The organism is Carnobacterium gallinarum DSM 4847, assembly GCF_000744375.1.
GTDB classification, from domain to species: Bacteria; Bacillota; Bacilli; order Lactobacillales; family Carnobacteriaceae; genus Carnobacterium; species Carnobacterium gallinarum.
In genome coordinates this window covers 200,717-219,834 of sequence record NZ_JQLU01000005.1, presented here as the reverse complement: position 1 = coordinate 219,834, position 19,118 = coordinate 200,717, and the positions used below count along the sequence as shown (strand labels likewise).

The following is a 19,118-nucleotide window of genomic DNA, read 5'->3' as shown; positions in this document are numbered from 1 at the left end:
TAGTGAATAACTAAATGTAGTTATTCACTAAAAGATTAGTTATCGATTGCGTCATTTAAGTTAGTCATAGCCACTAATGCAGAACTTAAATCAGCATATAAAACTTCCAATTGTTGATAGGCAGCACCATGGGTTTGATTGATGGTACTAAGTGCAGTAGTTAAATCTTCTTTACTAATATCAGATGTATAATTTTGATAGAAATCTTTTTCTGCTGTCTCAGCTGATTGATAGTAGTTGTAGAATAAATCATAAGTAATTTCTAGCTGTTTTAAAGTTTGAATGCTTTGGTTCAATTCGGTTTCAGGTACATCTACAGCTTTTTTTTCTTGGTATTCAGTTAAAGTTTTAAGATTTTCTTTGACTTGTTTCATATTTTTTTCAACTGTAGTAATTTCTTTTTGACGGGCTTTAAAATTTTTACCAACGTCACCATTTTCTTTTGTAAGTATGGCAACAGCATTATCTGCTTTTAAATCGGTACTTAGTGCAGCCATCATCTCTTCTTCTAAATTTTCGTAGGATTCTAAATTAGTAGTTATTTTTGCAATAAAGGTGGCGTTTTGTTTAGCGATGGCTTTTGCACCTGCGCGTTCCTCGGTATTCCCACAAGCTGCAACTAAAATAATTAGTAGAGTGAGAATTAGGGTTAGGCTTACTTTTTTGTACTTCATAATGGCAGGCTCCTTTTAATTTTCTTTACTTAGACTATGATAAAGGAAAATTGAATAATTGCAAGTTGTGACGTACAAATTTTTTCAGAGAAAATAATTTTTTTCTTAATTGAGGAACTTCCATTTTTACTAAAAAACATGCTATGATAGTAAGAAAAAAGAAAAGGTGATGGGATGAAAATTGGTTTACGAACGATTAAGACTGCAGCAGGAGCCGCTATTGCTATTTTAATTGCTGAACAATTTCATTTAAGTTATGCCGTATCAGCTGGAATTATTACAATCTTAAGTGTTCAAAATACCAAAAAAAAATCAATTACTTTAGCAGGGCAACGAATTTTATCAACGGCTTTAGCTTTAGGGATTGCGACAATTTTATTTAATATATTGGGATTTAACCCAATTGCCTTTGGTCTCTATTTATTGATTTTTATTCCGTTGGCTGTTGAATTTTCGATTACAGATGGGATTGTAGTGAGTTCTGTATTAGTGACGCACCTACTAATTGAAAAAAGTACAAGTTTACAGTGGATTTTTAATAGTTTTGGTTTAATGTTAATTGGTTTAACAATTGCGATTCTTGCCAATTTATATATGCCTTCCAGTGAAAAAAAAGTGCATGAACTACAAACCAATATTGAAAGTACAATGAAGCTAGTTTTGTTAGATTTATCCGGTACCTTGCGCAATGGAGGACTGTCTCAACTTCAAAATTCGTATCTAGAAAAACTCACTCAAGAATTAGATGAAGCAGTTTTATTGGCACGAAATCAATACAATAACCAATTGTTTGGACAAAGTTACTACTATATAAAGTATTTTGATATGCGTCAAATGCAAGCCCATGTTTTAAGACAGATTAAAGAAGATCTGGGACAATGTCAACTACCTACATTAGAGAATGAGAAATTGGCAGGAATGCTTATTCAAACTGCAGAAAAGTTACATGAAGACAATCCGGCGAATGAATTGATGCAAGAAATTCAAAATTTATTTGATCATTTTCGTAATAGTGAATTACCTAAAACTCGTGCTGAATTTGAAAATCGAGCAATGTTATTTAAAATGTTAAATGATTTTATGCATTTTATCGAGATTAAACAAGTTTTTTATCAGGAATTTTCACCTAAAAAAGAAAAGGTTATTTAAAAAATGTTTCAAATAAAACAATCAAAAATACCATTTCTTCTAATAGAGTAAGAAATCATCAAAGTAAATGAAAATGACATGGGATAGCATGAAAGGTAAATTTACAATGATTCGTAATGTTCCTTACAGTTATGCTAATAACCTCCGGTAGGATTCTTTCCTGATTTTCCTAATCGGATTCACATTAATTCGGTTTTTACTTGTATTTTCAGGAATCATTATTTTAGTGGTTGTGGGAATTCCATTTCTTACTGGAACTATATCTGCATGTCGAATTGTAAAATCAGATTCAATTAAATTTTTAAGATATAAGTAAAATAAAATTAAAAACATCTTTAAATAGGGATTTATCTACACTTAAAAAGTGGTGTCTAGACAGTTTGAATATCTTAGACACAACTTTTTTTAATTTAAGTAAATTATGGTTGATTAAATTGTCAGAATATTCTATACTATAGAATATATTAGAAAACATTTAGAAAATTTTAATAAACTAAAAAATTGGAATTAGCTGTTTAATAAGAGTAGGTTTGCTAGTAAAAAAGAGAAACCTACCAATAAAATCGAAACACGCTTAACAACCAGTAGGGGGAAAAGATATGAAGAAAGTAATCATAGGTTTGGCAAGTTTAGCAGCAGTAGCAGTAATAGCAACAGGTTGTGCAAGCGGAGGTTCATCGGAAAAGGATTCAAAAACCATTAAAATTGGTGCAAATTTGGAATTATCTGGACCGGTTTCAGCTTATGGAACGGCAGAGCTTGATGGAATTAATTTAGCAATTGATGAAATTAATAAAAATGGTGGTGTATTAGGAAAGCAATTAAGCCTAGTAGACTTAGATAATAAATCAGATAAAGCAGAAGCAGCCAGTGTTGCGACTAAATTAGCAACAAAAGAAAAAGTAGTAGCCATTGTTGGACCAGCAACATCAGGAACTTCAAAAGCAGCTACACCAAGTGTTACTAAAGCGAAAGTCCCAATGGTTACACCATCAGGAACAGATGACACTGTAACTGTTGAAAATGGAAAAGTTTGGGATTATGTGTATCGTGTATCCTTCCAAGATTCTTTCCAAGGAGTTACATTGGCTAACTTTGCACAAGATAACTTAGGAGCTAAAAAAGCTGTAATTATTGGAGATAGCTCAAGTGATTACGCAAAAGGCTTAACAAAGAGTTTCAAAGATAGCTTTAAAGGAAAGATTGTTGATGAAGTTAACTTCACTACAGGGGATAAAGACTTTAAAGCCGTTTTAACAAAAATTAAAGACAAAGATTTTGATGTCTTATATATGCCTTCATACTATGAAGAGGCTGGTTTGATTATTAAACAAGCCCGTGAACTAGGAATTACTCAACCAATTCTAGGAGCAGACGGTTTTGGTAATGATAAATTAGTTGATTTAGCTCAAGGGAAAAACTTAAACAATGTATACTATACAGCTCACTATTCTAATAAGAGTGAAGAGAAAAAGGTTGTTGATTTTGTAGCAGCTTTTAAAGCAAAATATAATAAAGCGCCAGATGCCTTCTCAGCTCTTGCATATGATGCTGTTTACATGATTGCTAAAGCAATTGAAAATGCAGGTGAAGCAACTCCTGAAAAAGTTAAAGATGAATTAGCTAAAATTAAAGATTTTGATGGTATCACAGGGAATATTACAATGGATAAAAATCATAACCCGATTAAATCAACATTGGTAATTAAATTGGAAAATGGTGAAGAAGTTAGCAACACTGTAGTTAAACCATAATTTAGCGAAGACTTAAAATCAGGTGCTCTGAGAAAGAGATTTCTCTTAGCACCTTTTTTATAAAATGAAAAATAAGAGTAAAAATAGGTAGTAAAAAGAGGTGCATATATGGAAAATTTTATTCAACAATTAATTAATGGTTTGTCTTTGGGAAGTATCTATGCCTTAATTGCATTAGGGTATACGATGGTTTATGGCATTATAAAATTAATCAACTTTGCTCATGGTGAAGTGTACATGGTAGGTTCTTATGTAGGCTATACAGTTATTCGTAATTTTAATATGGGATTAATTCCTGCCTTGATTTTTTCAATGGTCTTTTGTGCGTTATTAGGAGTTGTAATTGAAAGAATTGCCTATAAGCCGTTACGAAAAGCAACTCGTGTAGCAGCTTTGATTACCGCAATTGGTGTTTCTTTCTTGTTACAATATGTTATGTTGCTAATTATGGGACCAGAAGTTCGAGCATTCCCTGAAACAATAGCGAATAAAAGTTATTCTTTAGGTGGTATCACAATAGATCAGCAACAAATTACAATCTTTATTGTTACAATTGTACTCATGTTAGCTTTGCAATTTATTGTAAAGAAAACCAAAATGGGCAAAGCAATGCGTGCAGTTAGTGTAGATGCAGATGCAGCAAAATTAATGGGAATCAATGTTAACAATACGATTTCTTTTACCTTTGCATTAGGTTCTTCATTAGCAGGTGCAGCAGGTGTTCTAGTTGGGATTTATTATAATTCAATCTCACCAATGATGGGAACAGCCCCTGGTCTAAAAGCATTTATTGCCGCAGTATTAGGTGGAATAGGACTAATTCCTGGTGCCATGTTTGGTGGATTTACCATTGGAATTATTGAAACATTGATTAGTGGATATGGCAATTCAATGATTAAAGATGCTGTTGTATATATCATTTTAATTATTATTTTAATTGTGAAACCATCTGGTCTATTAGGCAAAAATACAAAAGAAAAAGTGTAGGTGATGAAAATGAAACAATTCAATAAAACAAATCTTGGCTGGCTCATTTTTATTGCAGGTATCTACGCGATAATTGGAGTTGGAATTTATACAGGGCTCATTGATGCCTTTTATGAAATTACGTTGATTACAATCGGAATTAATATTATTTTAGCATTAGGTTTAAATTTAATTATTGGCTTTTCTGGTCAGTTCTCATTAGGTCACGCAGGGTTTATGTCAATTGGAGCCTATTGTTGTGGAATTATGACAATCAAAATGCCTAACTGGATTGGCTTTTTTAGTGGTATTTTATTAGGAATTGTCGTTGCAAGTGTTGTAGCACTGATTGTTGGAATTCCAACATTGCGTTTGAAAGGTGACTATTTAGCGATTGCAACATTAGGAGTTAGTGAAATTATCCGAATCGCTGTTTTAAATATGGGTGATTTGACGAATGGAGCAGCTGGACTAAGTGGAATTCCAGCACTTACGACATGGCCACTTTTATTTATTTTTATTGTGTTAACAACGATCATTATTGTCAATTATATTCGTAGCAGTCCTGGTAGAGCAACGGTTGCAATTCGTGAGGACGAGATTGCTGCGGAATCAATGGGGATTAATACAACAAAATACAAAACAATCGCCTTTATTATCGGTGCAGCGACGGCTAGTGTTGCAGGAGCAATCTATGCTAGCTATTTCAGTGTAATTACTCCATCTGACTTCGGTTTTATGAAATCTGTGGATGTTTTGATTATTGTTGTATTTGGTGGCTTAGGTAGCATTACAGGTACTTTTATTGCAGCCATCGTTTTAGGTATTATTAATGTACTGCTTCAAGATTTTGGATCGATTCGGATGATTATTTATGCCGTAGCCTTAATTGCTATTATGGTCTTTAAGCCTTCAGGTTTATTAGGTACAAAAGAATTTACAATCAGTGGGTTACTAGCGAAACTGAGCAAAAAAACTCCTAAGAATAAGGAGGAAAAATAATATGAGTTTATTAGAAGTAAAGAAATTAACCAAAAATTTTGGTGGTCTTGCTGCGGTTTCAATGGTAAACCTAGAACTTGGTGACAATGAATTAGTTGGGCTAATCGGTCCTAACGGAGCAGGTAAAACAACTTTGTTTAACCTATTAACTGGGGTTTATGTTCCTAGCGAAGGAACAATTGATTTAACGATTGAGGGCAAAAAGAAGACTTTAAATAATCAGAAACCTTATAAAATTACGGATCTGGGATTAGCTCGTACGTTTCAAAATATTCGTTTATTTAAAGAATTGACCGTCTTAGACAATGTCTTGATTGCTATGCATGCTAAAAATAAAACAGGTGGATTGGCAAGTGTTTTACGTACACCAAGTTTTTATCGTTCAGAAGCTGAGATGCGGAAAGAAGCACTTGAATTACTAGCTATTTTTCAATTAGAAAATAAAATTGATCACTTGTCTAAAAATTTACCCTATGGTGAGCAACGTCGTTTAGAAATCGTACGTGCTTTAGCAACTAAGCCGAAAATTCTCTTTTTAGATGAACCAGCTGCAGGAATGAATCCACAAGAAACTGCTGAATTAACTGATTTAATTCGTAAAATTCAAAAAGAGTTTAAAATTACAATCTTACTAATTGAGCATGATATGTCCTTAGTCATGAATATTTGTGAACGAATTTATGTATTAGAATATGGTCGTATGATTGCTCATGGTACGCCAAATGAAATTAAAAATAACGAAGCCGTAATTAAAGCTTACTTGGGTGGTGACTAGCAATGTTGAAAGTAAAAGATTTATCCGTTCATTATGGTGTTATTCAAGCCATCAATAAGATTAACTTTGAAGTCAATGAAGGTGAAATTGTTTCTTTAATTGGAGCCAATGGAGCTGGAAAATCGACGATTTTGAAAGCTATTTCTGGGTTGTATCGTCCAAGTAATGGGGAAATTTTATTTAAAGATACGCCAATTCAACAGGCGTCTACAAAGAAAATCGTTGAATCTGGTATTTCTCTAGTTCCAGAGGGTCGCCATGTTTTTAGTGGAATGACTGTTTTAGAAAATCTAGAGCTGGGAGCTTACCTACGTAAGGATAAAGATGGGATTAAACAAGATTTAGAAAATATTTATGAACGTTTCCCAGTACTTGCAGAACGTAAAAAACAAGACACAGCTACTTTATCTGGTGGTGAGCAACAAATGGTAGCTATGGGACGCGCAATGATGTCGCGCCCTAAGTTGTTATTATTGGATGAGCCTTCAATGGGTTTGGCACCTATTTTTATTAAGGAAATATTTAATATTATTCAAGCGATTAACGAACAAGGTACAACCGTTTTATTAATTGAACAAAATGCTAAAGTAGCTTTATCCATTTCTGATCGAGGTTATGTGTTAGAGACTGGAAAAGTTGTGTTAAGTGGTACAGGTGCAGAATTATTAGCAAGTGATGAAGTTCAAAAAGCATACCTAGGAGGATAAAGCATGTATGTAAAAAATTATATGACAACAAATGTCGTAACTATTTCTAAAACAACACGAGTTTTAGAAGCCTTAGATTTGATGAAAGAGCATAACATTCATCGTTTGCCAGTTGTTGAGTCAGGAAAATTAATAGGTTTAGTATCAGAAGGAGTTATTCAAGCAAACTCTCCTTCAAGCGCAACAAGTTTAAGTATTCATGAAATGAACTATTTATTAACTAAGACAGTCGTTGGCGATATTATGTTGAAGAAAGTTGTGACAATCACATCGGATGCTTTACTAGAAGAAGCGGCAGATACAATGCGTAAAAATCAAATTAGTGTTTTACCAGTTGTTACAGCGGATAATCAAATTATTGGGATTATCACTGAAAAAGATATCTTTGCTGCATTTCTTGATCTACTAGGCTACTATAATCAAGGAACCCGTGTGGTGGTTGATATCACGGAAGATCATACGGGGATTTTAGAAAAACTGACACATTTATTTACTGAAGAAAATATGAGTATCGATCAAATTGCTGTTTATCGTCAAGAAGGATTAACTCAAGTTGTCATTCAAGTTGCCAGTTTAGAACTTGAAATAATCAAACAAAAACTAACGGAGAATGGATATATTGTTAGTTCTTGTATTTTAAAAGAAGGCCAATAATGGCTCATAAAAAACACCTCATAAAGCTTGGTTAAGCTTTATGAGGTGTTTTTTTGATTAAAAGTAGGTAGAAAAGAAATCTCTGGGAAAACGAAAGATATCCCAATAGCATCAAAAGAAAATTATTTTTATTTGCTTTTTGAAAAAGTGCTGTTAATTATTGCAATAAAGTAAAGTAGGATTCTTTGGATTTTCTTTTAGTAATTCAAACAGCAAAGACTGGAAAACGACATTTATTGAAGATCCATATGGTATTATAATTCAATTATTGAAAGAAAAATAAAATTAAAGGAACTGTTTTTTACCAGTTTCTATACAGAAAAAGACCTCGAAAAAAACTATTTTTTAGTTTTTTTCGAGGTCGTTCTGTTAATCTAGTCTATTCAAAATCGTAGTGCAAGCCCCATTTAGCACGAGCTGTATCCATAATTTCCATCACGTCACGAGAAAGTTGAATATAGTCATTTCCCTGTTTTGTTAAGATACGATTGGTCATTTCTTGAGCTTCATAATTTAATGCTTGCGATTTCTCACCAGCTTCAAGTACTTCTGAAGAACCATCTGGACGAATAATCGTTGCGCTTGTGCCACGTGGATAGTCATCAACTGTAATATAGCCATCTTCACAAGCAATGATGCCGCGTTTTGGCATTTTGGCTCTAAACGTCAGTGACACAACCGCCATTTCATTACGGTCATTTTTTAAGATAATCCCTGATTGTTCATCTACACCTGTTTCAAAAAGATTCATGGTTGTTACTATCTCGTGAGGTTGGCTGTTTAGGAAAAAGCGAGCGAAAGATAAGGCATACGTACCAATATCTAGCATAGCACCACCAGCTAATTCTTTGTTGTAAAAGCGATTCGTTGGATCTGTTTCTTTTAGACTACCAAAAGAAACTTGTAACATTTTTAATTTCCCTAGTGTTCCAGAATCTAAAATCTCTTTTAACTTTTGATAAAGTGGCATATGATAAATGGTCATCGCTTCAGCTAAAATTAGCCCTTTTTCTTTAGCTAAATCTATGGCTGTTTGTAATTGAACGCCATTCATGGTGATGGCTTTTTCACAAAGAACATGTTTGCCGTGCTGAAGACTACTAATAATTAAATCAAAATGGTGACTGTGAGGTGTTGCAATATAAACAACATCAATTTTTTCGTCTTGGAGCATTTCATCATAATTACCATAGGCTTTTTCAATGTTGTATTTTTCACTAAACGTGGTTGCCTTTTCTAAAGAACGTGACCCAGCTGCATATAAATGCCCGTTTTCTACATTAAAACGACTAGCAAAACTTTTTGCGATTGATCCTAAGCCTAAAATAGCCCAATTTACGGTTGTCATCAGATTACCTCCTAGATTCACAATCCTTTTTTGAATTGTGTTCGTTTTCATTGTAACAAAATTTAAGAAAAATCGATAGGAGAACAATAGAAAATAACGAGTTCACTTAAATTAAATGAAAAGTGGTTCTATTCTAACGATAAGTGGGGTAAAATAGAATGATTGAAGAAGGAGATGAATTTGATTTATGGAGATTTGGAAAAAGTTTAAAACAAATGAGTCTTTGAGACGATTTACGGTCTTTTTAGTGATTTGTTTGGTTTTATATTTAATTCGTGAAACACTAAGTATGATTTTATTAACATTCATTTTCACTTTTTTAATTTTACGTTTAGTGAAGCTTGTCCAGCAGTACATTAAAATTCCTCAGACGTTGATAGTTGTTGTAACCTATGCATTAATTGTTTCACTTTTTTATTTTGCATTGACTCATTACATCCCAAAAATAATCTATCAAACAGGTCAAATGATTGAATCTGTGTATCATTTTTATGAATCACCGGCAAAAGACAATGTAGTTTTAAACTGGGTGGGACAGAATTTAGATGCATCTGAGATTAAAGATCAACTAAAAAGTGGTTTAGGGTTAGCGTTTACGTACTTAACAAGTATTGGTTCAATGGGAGCAACTTTATTTTTATCTTTTATTTTAAGTTTTTTCTTTTCAATTGAAGAAGGACATGTGAGAGATTTTAGCAAACTATTTTTTACTAGTAAAATTGGTTGGTTTTCTGAAGATGTCGCTTATCTCGGTAGTAAGTTTATTAAAACCTTTGGTGTTGTTTTAGAAGCACAATTTCTAATTGCTTTAGTGAATACCGTTATTACAACAATAGGACTTTACTTTATGGGATTGCCACAGCTAGTTAGTTTATCTATTATGGTCTTTATCTTAAGTTTAATTCCAGTTGCAGGAGCGATTATTTCCTGTATTCCATTAGCTTTAATTGGATATAGTATTGGTGGTTTTACAGATGTAATCTATATTTTAGGTATGATTGCAGTGGTTCATGCGCTGGAATCGTATGTTTTAAATCCGAAATTAATGTCTAGTAAAACAGAATTGCCGATTTTTTATACTTTTGTCATCTTACTATTTTCAGAACGCTTTTTAGGAATCTGGGGTTTGATTGTGGGAATTCCAATCTTTGTATTTTTACTAGATTTACTTGATGTAAAAGCCATTCAAAATGGAATGAAAAAGAAAAAAATAAGTTCAGATAGTTGATACTAAAAATGGTCTCTCAAGAAAATTGGGTAGACTGTTTTTTTATTAGAAGAAACGAAGGGTTATTCGTTGAAAGTTCACTTATTAAGTGTAAAATAGAGAGAAAGAACTTATTTTAATTTATCAATTTTTTCATTTTTATGAAGGAGGAATTTTAATGAATCAAGCATTAGTCCAAATTGTTTTAATGGCAATTAAGGAACAGTTTGTTAGCGAGAAAGCTTTTTACCACGATCAATTAGGGATTACTCCTCAAAGCTGGGATCGTTGGAAAAAAGGTGAACAAGGTTTAAAGACTGAAAATATGCAAAAAATATCCTTACTTTTTACAGATTATGAATGGATGATGGTTCAAAAAGTTTGTCGAAATGCGCTATTTCTGCCAGAAGTAGCCGCCAATCCTGTTTCCGAATTTCAACATATGAAATTCCATGTTGCAAAGAAATGGGCGAATAGTGGCATTGCAGAGCTGGAATTTAAACGAGATGATTCTAGCGATGATGAAGAGGCGATGCGTAAACCTGCTGTAACAACATTAAAAATCTCAGTGAATTATGATTTTTGGAGTTACCGGGACATGATTGAATTGCGTTTACCAGGTGTAATCCAGCAGCAAATTGAACGAGAAAAACAAGATTTATTAGAATGGTTCAATGAAAATATTGATGAGAAATTCCCAACTGCATACTAAGTTATCAGTATTCTTACACTAGCTAAATAAAATTAGTTAGTGTTTTTTTTATTTTGGAAAAAATATAGAAGAGATTTATCAAAAAGTTAAAGTTTAAATGGTATGCTGTTTTGTAGTTGTTCAGTTCATTTTGTAATTGATAAATGTTACACAAATAACATAAAAAAGAAAATAAAAAGTTGCTGGTTTATGTTATTATTGAATTTGAAACAGAAGAGTTTGCTTAGAAACTTAATTAATTTAGAAAGTTGGTCAGCTATCATGAATAAAAAGATTTTAGTCTCCCTCGCCGCGGTAGTTTTATTAACAGGGTGTCAAGCATTAAATGGAGATGGAACAGCTGATTCAAGTGGGAAAAATGTAGTATCTACAAGTACTGAAACTACATCATCAGTGGAACCAGAGAAAAAAGAACCAGTTTTACCAAATGTATCAACAGCAGATTGGAATTTATTATTAGTAAATTCGGATAACCCTATGGATTCATCTAGAGAAATACCGTTAACGGTCCTAAGTAATGGGTTACAGATTGATCAACGAATGGAACCAGACTATACGGCTTGGATGGATGCTGCTAAAAATGCTGGTTTAAGCATGGTGTTAATTTCAGCCTATCGTTCTATCGATTTACAAAAAACGGTCTATGACCAATCGATTCAAGATTACTTGAATCAAGGAAAAGATTATGAGACAGCTTTAAAAGAAACCAATGCTTATGTGGCTTACCCAGGAGCAAGTGAACACCATTCTGCTTTGGCAGTAGATATGGTAGATAGTGATTGGTTAGCAACAGGAAAAGGTCTTATTCCAGAATATGACCAAACAGCATCACAAAAATGGTTAATGCAAACAATGAAAGATTATGGATTTATTTTACGTTTTCCAAAGTCAAAAGAAGCATCAACAAAGATTAGTTATGAATCGTGGCATTTCCGTTATGTTGGAAAAGAAAATGCTGCTTATATTATTGAGAATAACTTAAGTTTAGAAGAATATATTGCGAAATTAAAAGAAGCAGGAAAATAAGGCTTAATTAAAGTAAATTGAGTATGGAAGGGAGGGATTAAGTGGCGAATAAAACTAAATGGCAAAAACAGCTAAAGTCATTCAAGCTAGTACCTAGCTATATCATTGCTGCTATCTTTATTAGCTGTTTGCTTTTTTTTGGTACACTTTCAGTTTTGTCGAATAAACCAACTGAAGTGAGCCAAATGGCGAGTAGCGAAATTAACAAGGAACAGGTTTTTATTGATAAAATTGGTGGCTATGCCAAAATCCTACAGGAAAAATATGGTGTGTTGCCAAGTATCAGTATTGCTCAAGCGATTTTAGAGTCTAACTGGGGTGAAAGTGAACTATCGAAAAAATACAATAATTTTTATGGTATTAAGGGTAGCGAAGAGTCCAATACAGTTGAGTTAAATACAAAAGAATATGTTAATGAAGAGTGGATTGAAATCAGTGGTCGCTTTAGAATTTATGAAACTTGGCAGGAATCAATGGAGGCTCATGCTCGATTATTTACAGAGGGAACGACATGGAACCCACAACAATATGCGACGGTTTTAGCGTCAAAAAATTACCAAGAGGCTGCCTATGCTTTGCAAGCCAGTAGTTACGCGACTGATCCAACTTATCCAGAAAAATTAATTGAATTAATTCAACAATATCAGCTAAATCAGTTTGATGCTCAGTAAAAGTTATTAGGAGGAGAACGAATGTCTGAAAAGAAATTAATACCAACGATTACAACAGATTTACGAAAAGATCTTATTGAAGTTCCTAAAGTGATTGCTGAAGCTAGTGGAATGCGTGTATTTGGCAAGCGGATTAAGTCAATTATTTTTACTACGGATATTTCGATCATTGCGAACAATGATGCAGATGCAGTAATAGCTGTTTATCCATTTACACCTCATCCAGCAATTATTCAGAGTATTACAATGGTTGCGAATATTCCTGTCTTCTCAGGAGTTGGTGGTGGACTAACACAAGGGAAACGTTCCGCAAATATTAGTTTATTTGCAGAAGCGCAGGGATCAATTGGTGTTGTTGTAAATGCACCAACACCGCTTGAAACAATTAGAGAAATTTATGCGAATATTGATATTCCGATTGTTGGAACTATAGTTTCAGAGTATACAGATATTAAAGAACGACTAGATGCCGGAGTTAGTATTTTAAATGTTAGCGGTGGGGCAGATACAGCTAAGATTGTTCGCAAAATCCGACAAGAATTTCCCGAAATAGCTATTATGGCAACAGGTGGTCCAACAGAAGAATCTATTTTAGAAACAATTGAAGCAGGGGCGAATACAATTACTTATACACCACCAACAAATGGTGCGCTATTTAGCCAAAAAATGGAAAAGTATCGTCATCAAGAAGAATCAAACTATCAATAATAAAAGACACTAATTAGTGGAGGATGGAGAATTTGCATAAGACAAAAAATAAAAATAAATTAGTTTTAATGATTGTTTGTTCAATCGTATTGGTAGCAACAATGATCGGGGGAACGATTTTTTATTTTTGGAATATAAGTCAAAAAGGGGAACGTGCCGCAACTGCAGTTGCTGAGGATTTCACTAATGCGCTGAGTCAGCGAGATTTTGGAACAATCAGTGAGCTAACTACATCAGATTCTTTAAAGAAAGCAGGATATACAAAGACCTCTTTGGCAGATAAATATTTAGTTATATTTGATGGAATAGGTGCTAAGAATATTAAAATTACAAATGTAAAGGTAACTCCTATTGAAAAGCAAGATGGATTTACTATGACGTATACACTGAATATGGAAACGGATTTAGGTAAACTGAAAGAAGAGAAATATGAGGCGACATTAGAATCTGCTGGAGATGGTTTTCTAGTTGACTGGAATGCACACTTGATTTTCCCAGAAATGGAACCAACAGATAAGATTAATATAACTACAACCAGAGGGCTTCGTGGATCAATTATCGATCGAAATAGCTTACCTTTAGCTTTACTAGCTGAATATCCTGAAGTGGGAATTATTCCTAAAGAACTGGGGGAAGGTACGGAACGAGAAGCAAGCTTGCAAGCCATTAGTGAAAAATTTGCTATTTCAGTTGAGAACTTGGAAAGTAAATTGACTGCTGAATGGGTAACTCCTGAATTATATGTCCCAATTAAAGTCTGGGCTAAAGGAGACACGCCAGTCATGAAAGGCGTTCAATATGCGTCAAAAGAAATGCGCTCTTATCCTATTAATCAAGCCGCTGCACATTTAATCGGTTATGTTGGTGAAGTTTCTGCTGAGGATATTGATAAGAATCCATCATTGAAAGTTGGTGATGTGATTGGTAAATCAGGATTAGAAGCTACTTTTGAAAAACGATTACGTGGTAAAGATGGTGGAAGAATCGTCATTAACGATCAAGATGGCAATTTGAAAAAAGTCTTACAAGAAGCTGAAAAAAAAGACGGGGAAACAATTAAGTTAACAATTGATAGCAAGTTACAAAAGCAAACTTTTGATCAATTGAGTGATACGAATGGGTCAGCAGTTATTATGAATCCACAAGATGGTAGCTTACTAGCATTAGTCAGTACACCTTCTTATGATCCGAATCTAATGACTGCCGGAATTTCTAGTAAAGAGTATGAGGCGTATGCTAATAATGAAAATCTTCCATTTTTAGCTAGATATGCTAGTGGCTATGCGCCTGGTTCAACATTTAAAACGATTACTGCTGGAATTGGGTTAGATGCAGGAATCACAAAAGCTGATAAAACTAGAGATATTTCTGGGTTAAAATGGCAAGAGAATAAATCTTGGGGCAATTATTTTGTTACTCGTGTATCGGATGTTTCACCAGTCAATATGAATCAAGCTTTAATTTATTCAGATAATATATACTTTGCTCAAGAAGGGCTAGAAATGGGACAGAAGACTTTTGAAGCGGGGTTAAGTAAATTTGTCTTTGGTGAAAAACTTGATGTACCTATTGCCATGGATCCTGCTCAAGTTGCTAATAAATCAGGCTTAAATACAGATATTTTATTAGCAGATACAGCCTATGGGCAAGGACAGTTGTTAATGAATCCAATCCAACAAGCAGTTTCTTATAGTCCTTTTGCAAATAGTGGGATGTTAGTTTATCCTAAGTTAACAGAGGATCAAAAAACAGCAAAATCTAAGCAAGCAATTAAGGCTGAATCAGCAGCACTTGTGAAAGAGGCTATGATTCAAGTTGTAGAAGACCCAAATGGAACAGCTCGTAGTTTAGCGATTCCAGGACGGAAGATTGCGGCGAAGACAGGGACTGCTGAGTTGAAAGAAGAGCAAGATACAAAAGGAAAAGAAAATGGTTTCCTATTGGCACTGGATGCAGATAAAAATAGCTATTTAATGGTTGCAATGATTGAAGGTCAAAGTAGCCATGTTGTGATTGAAAAAATGAAACCTGTTCTTCAAACAATCTATGGTGCTGAATAAACACCAAAAATAAAGTGTGAGTGGGACAAAAACTGTAATTGAGCATGGAAATCAGTCAATTAAAAAATGAGAAATCCCAAGAAATCAACATTTGAAAAAATGGATTTCTTGGGATTTCTACTATTTTAAGACGTATGTTCCACTCCTTTTTTGTAGGTATGTAAGTGGAAAGGATGAATGAGTGTGAAGCGAGTTGTATTAATTGAAAATAAAATCAATAAAATCCCTATGGAAAACTATATGAAAAATCATTTCTCTTTTATGGGCGTGCGTGCGCCAGAAAGACGATTAGCTGAAAAAGCTATGTTACAGGATAGTAAAGATTGGTCAGTTGCAACGGTTATAGGAGAAATTAAGCGTTACTATCAGCTTAACGAGCGTGAATATCAATATGTTGCTGCAGACTTATTGGCAAGAACTTTTAAACGTTTGAGCTATGTTGAATTACAAAGTTTGTTTTATTTAATTAACGAAAAATCTTGGTGGGATTCAGTGGATATTTTGCGAAGCTCATTTTCAAAATGGTGTTTAATCCATCCAGATAAGTTTGAGGATCTATTTAATTATTTTACGACCAGTGAAAGTTTTTGGGATCGAAGAGTAGCCTTGAATTTGCAGTTAGGTTTCAAGGAAAAAACCAATCATGAACTTCTAGAACAAGCTATTTTACGAGATATTGATACGAACGAGTTTTTTATTCAGAAATCAATTGGTTGGGCGTTACGAGATTATAGTAAAACTAATCCTACTTGGGTGTGTAATTTTCTCAAAAAGTATCCTGAATTAAGTGCTTTGGCTATTCGGGAAGCTTCAAAATATTTATAGGGATAGCTTTTCTTAAAAAAGTAAAATATAATAAATAAGAGTAGTAGGATAGGTGAGGCCAAATTAACTAAATTGGAGATAGATAAAGCTATGGCAAAATATATCAAAATTGCAGAGGAAATCAGAGAGCGGATTGTTACAGGTGTTTATCCAGTTGATAAAGCACTACCAGATCAAATCAATTTAGCAAAAGAGTTCCAAACAAGCCGTGTTACTGTGAAGAAATCGCTGGAATTACTGGCTGTTGAGGGATTAGTTTATAGTAAACAAGGTTCAGGAACGTATGTCCGAAAAAATGCTTTACAGATGTCAAAATTAGATAATCAATTAGATGAATATGTTGGAGTTGCTCATCAATTAGCAGATCGAAGTTCTATCGCTAGTCAGATTTTAAAGTTTGATGTGCGATTTCCTAATGAATTGGAATGTGAAAAACTACTAATTGATAAAACACAACCTGTGTATGATATAGTTCGCTTGCGTTTTGTAGATGATGAACCTTTTTTAATTGAACATACAGTCATGCCAGTTCATGTGATTCCTGGAATTAGTGAGGAAATTCTAACAAAGTCAATTTATGAATATATCAAAGGTGAACTAGGGTTAAAATTTGGTGGAGCTAATCGACATATCCGAGCAGATAAACCAAATGAATTGGATCGAATGTATCTAGAGTGTGAGATAGCGGATCCAGTGTTGGAAATTGACCAAGTTGTTTATTTGACAAATGGTGTTCCTTTTGAATACTCACAAAGCCGTCATCGTTATGATAAAGGTGATGTGTTAGTTGTAAATATTAAAAGTGTATAATTTAATCAAACAAGCAAGTTATTTCCTGGGAAATAACTTGCTAAAATTTTATTCTTTTATAGGGAAAATTGGTTTCATAGTGGAAGAAAAAATCATATGAGTCGAAGATTTACCATATTGGATAGCTTGATCAATAAATTCTTCTAAAGTAATCATAGACTGAGTACTTATTTTAATAAGATAACTAAATTGACCAGCTAGACGATGACATTCTACTACATCAGGATGTTGAATGGCTAAATCATATAAGGCTTGACAATTATGTGTTTCAAAAAGGATAAAGGCTGTTACCGGACGATTTAGAGCTTCTAAAGAAAGAAGTGTTTGGTATCCTTGGATGACTCCGGCTTCTTCTAGTTTTAAGACGCGTTCTTTAACAGCAGGAGGTGTTAAGGTAACTTTATTTGCTAGTTCTTTCATAGAAATACGAGCATTTTTTTCTAAGATTGTGAGGATCTTTTTATCGGTTTGATCGAGCATAGTACCCTTCCTTTTTTTATAAGTTTATTCCAATGAAAAGCTTTATTAGATAAAGTAAATAACGTAAACGCTTTGTTTAGTTTATTTGTTTAAAGTTAAAACTATTATATACTAAAAATAGAAAAAGGGGGTATTCAAATGAAAAAAATTATGTTGCTACTGGCAGATGGATTTGAAGCAGTTGAGGCTAGTGTATTTACGGATGTTTTAGGTTGGAATCAGTTAGAGGGAGATGGAACAACTGAAGTTGTAACGGTTGGCTTACGTAGTCCACTTCAATGTACTTGGAATTTTTCAGTAATACCAGAAAAATTAGTGTCGGAGATTGACTTGACTGAATTTGATGCATTAGTTATTCCTGGTGGATTTGAATCAGCTGGCTTTTTTAAAGATGCTTATAGTCAGGAGTTTTCAGAAATCATTCGCTATTTTGCTATAAATCAGAAGTTAATTGGAACGATTTGTGTAGCGGCTTTGAGTTTAGGGAACGCTGGGGTATTGAAAGGTAGAAAGGCAACGACGTATAGCCATCCAACAAGCATTCGCCTGGGTCAGCTAGCTGATTTTGGAGCTGTTTTGCAACCAGATCCAATTGTAGTTGATGGAAATATGATTACTTCCTATAATCCTGGAACAGCATTTGAGGTAGCCTTTTTAACTTTAGAAAAGCTAACTTCACGAGAAAATATGTTGAAAGTCAAAGATTTGATGGGATTTAATGAAAAATAAAATCCATTTTATAATGAATAAATTTTAATAATATGTTGACAATCCTGTGTTTTGGCGCTATATTAGATAAAATAATACCACTTGTATAATAGTCGAGAGATGGTCGACGAGTTTCTACCCAGCACCGTAATTGACTGGACTATAAGTGAGGAATAAAGGACACAAGTTTAAACTGTAGCCCTTTTTCTTTACTTTTCTTTTAAAGTAAGGGAAAAAGCTACAGTTTTTTTATTTTATCTAATGCAAAAAAATAGTGGAAAAGGAGCTTGAAGTATTATGAAATTATTAGAAGAACGTATTTTAAAAGATGGAGTTGTCTTAGGAGACAATGTTTTAAAGGTAGATAATTTTTTAAATCATCAGATTGACCCCGTTTTAATGCAAGCTATTGGAGATGAGTTTGCACGTATTTTTAAAGATCGTGGAATCAATAAAATTATTACGATTGAGTCATCAGGCATTGCACCAGCTGTTTTTGCAGGTTTAGCAATGGGAGTACCAGTTGTATTTGCTCGAAAACATAAAAGTTTGACATTAACTGATAATCTATATAGTGCAAGTGTTTATTCTTTTACAAAAGATGTAACAAATGAAATTGCTGTTTCTAAGAATTACTTAGCAGAGAGTGACAATGTTTTATTAATTGATGACTTTTTAGCAAATGGTCAAGCGGCAATTGGTTTACTTGAAATCTGTCAACAAGCAGGAGCACAAGTAAGTGGAATGGGAATTGTGATTGAAAAATCATTCCAAAAAGGTCGTCAAATTATCGAAGAAAGTGGTATTGAGATTGCCTCATTAGCTCGAATTCAAGCATTTGAAAATGGTGTCGTTAAATTTGTACCTGAGGAGGAAAAATAA

Annotated in this window: 20 protein-coding genes and 1 riboswitch; of the genes, 17 read left to right on the top strand and 3 right to left on the bottom strand. The window is 33.6% G+C overall.

Annotated features, from left to right (window positions below; all coding sequences use genetic code 11):
• Positions 1 to 35 precede the first annotated feature (35 nt).
• A complete protein-coding gene (locus BR43_RS05960; RefSeq protein ID WP_034560250.1) occupies positions 36 to 674 on the bottom strand; it encodes a YkyA family protein in 639 nt (212 codons plus the stop codon).
• Between the two features lie 174 nt (positions 675 to 848).
• On the opposite strand from BR43_RS05960, the gene BR43_RS05955 reads away from it, so the two are divergent.
• From BR43_RS05955 to BR43_RS05925, 7 genes are all read left to right on the top strand, one after another.
• A complete protein-coding gene (locus BR43_RS05955) occupies positions 849 to 1,823 on the top strand; it encodes an aromatic acid exporter family protein (RefSeq protein ID WP_034560248.1) in 975 nt (324 codons plus the stop codon).
• A gap of 599 nt (positions 1,824 to 2,422) precedes the next feature.
• Positions 2,423 to 3,577 (top strand): ABC transporter substrate-binding protein, encoded by a 1,155-nt coding sequence (locus tag BR43_RS05950; protein WP_034560246.1) that lies wholly within the window; start codon positions 2,423 to 2,425, stop codon positions 3,575 to 3,577.
• 108 nt (positions 3,578 to 3,685) lie between these two features.
• Positions 3,686 to 4,564: a branched-chain amino acid ABC transporter permease gene (locus BR43_RS05945; RefSeq protein WP_034560244.1), complete on the top strand. Its 879-nt coding sequence runs from the start codon at positions 3,686 to 3,688 to the stop codon at positions 4,562 to 4,564.
• 9 nt (positions 4,565 to 4,573) lie between these two features.
• The gene (locus BR43_RS05940) at positions 4,574 to 5,545 is read left to right on the top strand and encodes a branched-chain amino acid ABC transporter permease (protein ID WP_034560242.1); all 972 of its coding nucleotides are present in this window, start codon (positions 4,574 to 4,576) and stop codon (positions 5,543 to 5,545) included.
• 1 nt (position 5,546) lies between these two features.
• On the top strand, positions 5,547 to 6,320 hold the full coding sequence (locus tag BR43_RS05935) for an ABC transporter ATP-binding protein (RefSeq protein WP_034560241.1): 774 nt from the start codon (positions 5,547 to 5,549) through the stop codon (positions 6,318 to 6,320).
• 2 nt (positions 6,321 to 6,322) lie between these two features.
• Positions 6,323 to 7,027: an ABC transporter ATP-binding protein gene (locus tag BR43_RS05930; protein ID WP_034560239.1), complete on the top strand. Its 705-nt coding sequence runs from the start codon at positions 6,323 to 6,325 to the stop codon at positions 7,025 to 7,027.
• 3 nt (positions 7,028 to 7,030) lie between these two features.
• Positions 7,031 to 7,681 (top strand): CBS domain-containing protein, encoded by a 651-nt coding sequence (locus BR43_RS05925; protein ID WP_034560237.1) that lies wholly within the window; start codon positions 7,031 to 7,033, stop codon positions 7,679 to 7,681.
• Between the two features lie 379 nt (positions 7,682 to 8,060).
• Here the strand turns inward: BR43_RS05925 and BR43_RS05920 are convergent, their stop codons facing one another.
• Positions 8,061 to 9,029 (bottom strand): Gfo/Idh/MocA family protein, encoded by a 969-nt coding sequence (locus tag BR43_RS05920; protein WP_034560232.1) that lies wholly within the window; start codon positions 9,027 to 9,029, stop codon positions 8,061 to 8,063.
• 187 nt (positions 9,030 to 9,216) lie between these two features.
• Here BR43_RS05920 and BR43_RS05915 point away from each other — a divergent pair, with 187 nt between their 5' ends.
• From BR43_RS05915 to BR43_RS05880, 8 genes are all read left to right on the top strand, one after another.
• On the top strand, positions 9,217 to 10,257 hold the full coding sequence (locus BR43_RS05915) for an AI-2E family transporter (protein ID WP_034560230.1): 1,041 nt from the start codon (positions 9,217 to 9,219) through the stop codon (positions 10,255 to 10,257).
• Between the two features lie 157 nt (positions 10,258 to 10,414).
• On the top strand, positions 10,415 to 10,948 hold the full coding sequence (locus BR43_RS05910) for a hypothetical protein (protein WP_034560228.1): 534 nt from the start codon (positions 10,415 to 10,417) through the stop codon (positions 10,946 to 10,948).
• A gap of 261 nt (positions 10,949 to 11,209) precedes the next feature.
• Positions 11,210 to 11,974 carry a M15 family metallopeptidase gene (locus BR43_RS05905; RefSeq protein ID WP_034564858.1) on the top strand — a complete coding sequence of 255 codons (765 nt, stop codon included), beginning with the start codon at positions 11,210 to 11,212 and terminating at the stop codon, positions 11,972 to 11,974.
• A gap of 41 nt (positions 11,975 to 12,015) precedes the next feature.
• A complete protein-coding gene (locus tag BR43_RS05900) occupies positions 12,016 to 12,645 on the top strand; it encodes a glycoside hydrolase family 73 protein (RefSeq protein ID WP_034560227.1) in 630 nt (209 codons plus the stop codon).
• 21 nt (positions 12,646 to 12,666) lie between these two features.
• The gene (locus BR43_RS05895) at positions 12,667 to 13,353 is read left to right on the top strand and encodes a beta/alpha barrel domain-containing protein (RefSeq protein ID WP_034560226.1); all 687 of its coding nucleotides are present in this window, start codon (positions 12,667 to 12,669) and stop codon (positions 13,351 to 13,353) included.
• Between the two features lie 23 nt (positions 13,354 to 13,376).
• The gene (gene pbp4, locus BR43_RS05890; RefSeq protein ID WP_034560224.1) at positions 13,377 to 15,413 is read left to right on the top strand and encodes a penicillin-binding protein PBP4(5); all 2,037 of its coding nucleotides are present in this window, start codon (positions 13,377 to 13,379) and stop codon (positions 15,411 to 15,413) included.
• Between the two features lie 177 nt (positions 15,414 to 15,590).
• Positions 15,591 to 16,238 carry a DNA alkylation repair protein gene (locus BR43_RS05885; RefSeq protein ID WP_051933831.1) on the top strand — a complete coding sequence of 216 codons (648 nt, stop codon included), beginning with the start codon at positions 15,591 to 15,593 and terminating at the stop codon, positions 16,236 to 16,238.
• Between the two features lie 90 nt (positions 16,239 to 16,328).
• Complete coding sequence (locus tag BR43_RS05880; protein WP_034560221.1) at positions 16,329 to 17,048, top strand: GntR family transcriptional regulator; 720 nt, start codon at positions 16,329 to 16,331, stop codon at positions 17,046 to 17,048.
• 48 nt (positions 17,049 to 17,096) lie between these two features.
• Here BR43_RS05880 and BR43_RS05875 read toward each other — a convergent pair whose 3' ends face one another.
• The gene (locus BR43_RS05875; RefSeq protein WP_034560219.1) at positions 17,097 to 17,528 is read right to left on the bottom strand and encodes an Lrp/AsnC family transcriptional regulator; all 432 of its coding nucleotides are present in this window, start codon (positions 17,526 to 17,528) and stop codon (positions 17,097 to 17,099) included.
• A 138-nt stretch (positions 17,529 to 17,666) separates the two neighbouring features.
• Here BR43_RS05875 and BR43_RS05870 point away from each other — a divergent pair, with 138 nt between their 5' ends.
• On the top strand, positions 17,667 to 18,257 hold the full coding sequence (locus tag BR43_RS05870) for a DJ-1/PfpI family protein (RefSeq protein WP_034560218.1): 591 nt from the start codon (positions 17,667 to 17,669) through the stop codon (positions 18,255 to 18,257).
• Between the two features lie 61 nt (positions 18,258 to 18,318).
• Positions 18,319 to 18,419, top strand: a riboswitch (purine riboswitch).
• Between the two features lie 114 nt (positions 18,420 to 18,533).
• Positions 18,534 to 19,118: a xanthine phosphoribosyltransferase gene (locus BR43_RS05865; protein WP_034560216.1), complete on the top strand. Its 585-nt coding sequence runs from the start codon at positions 18,534 to 18,536 to the stop codon at positions 19,116 to 19,118.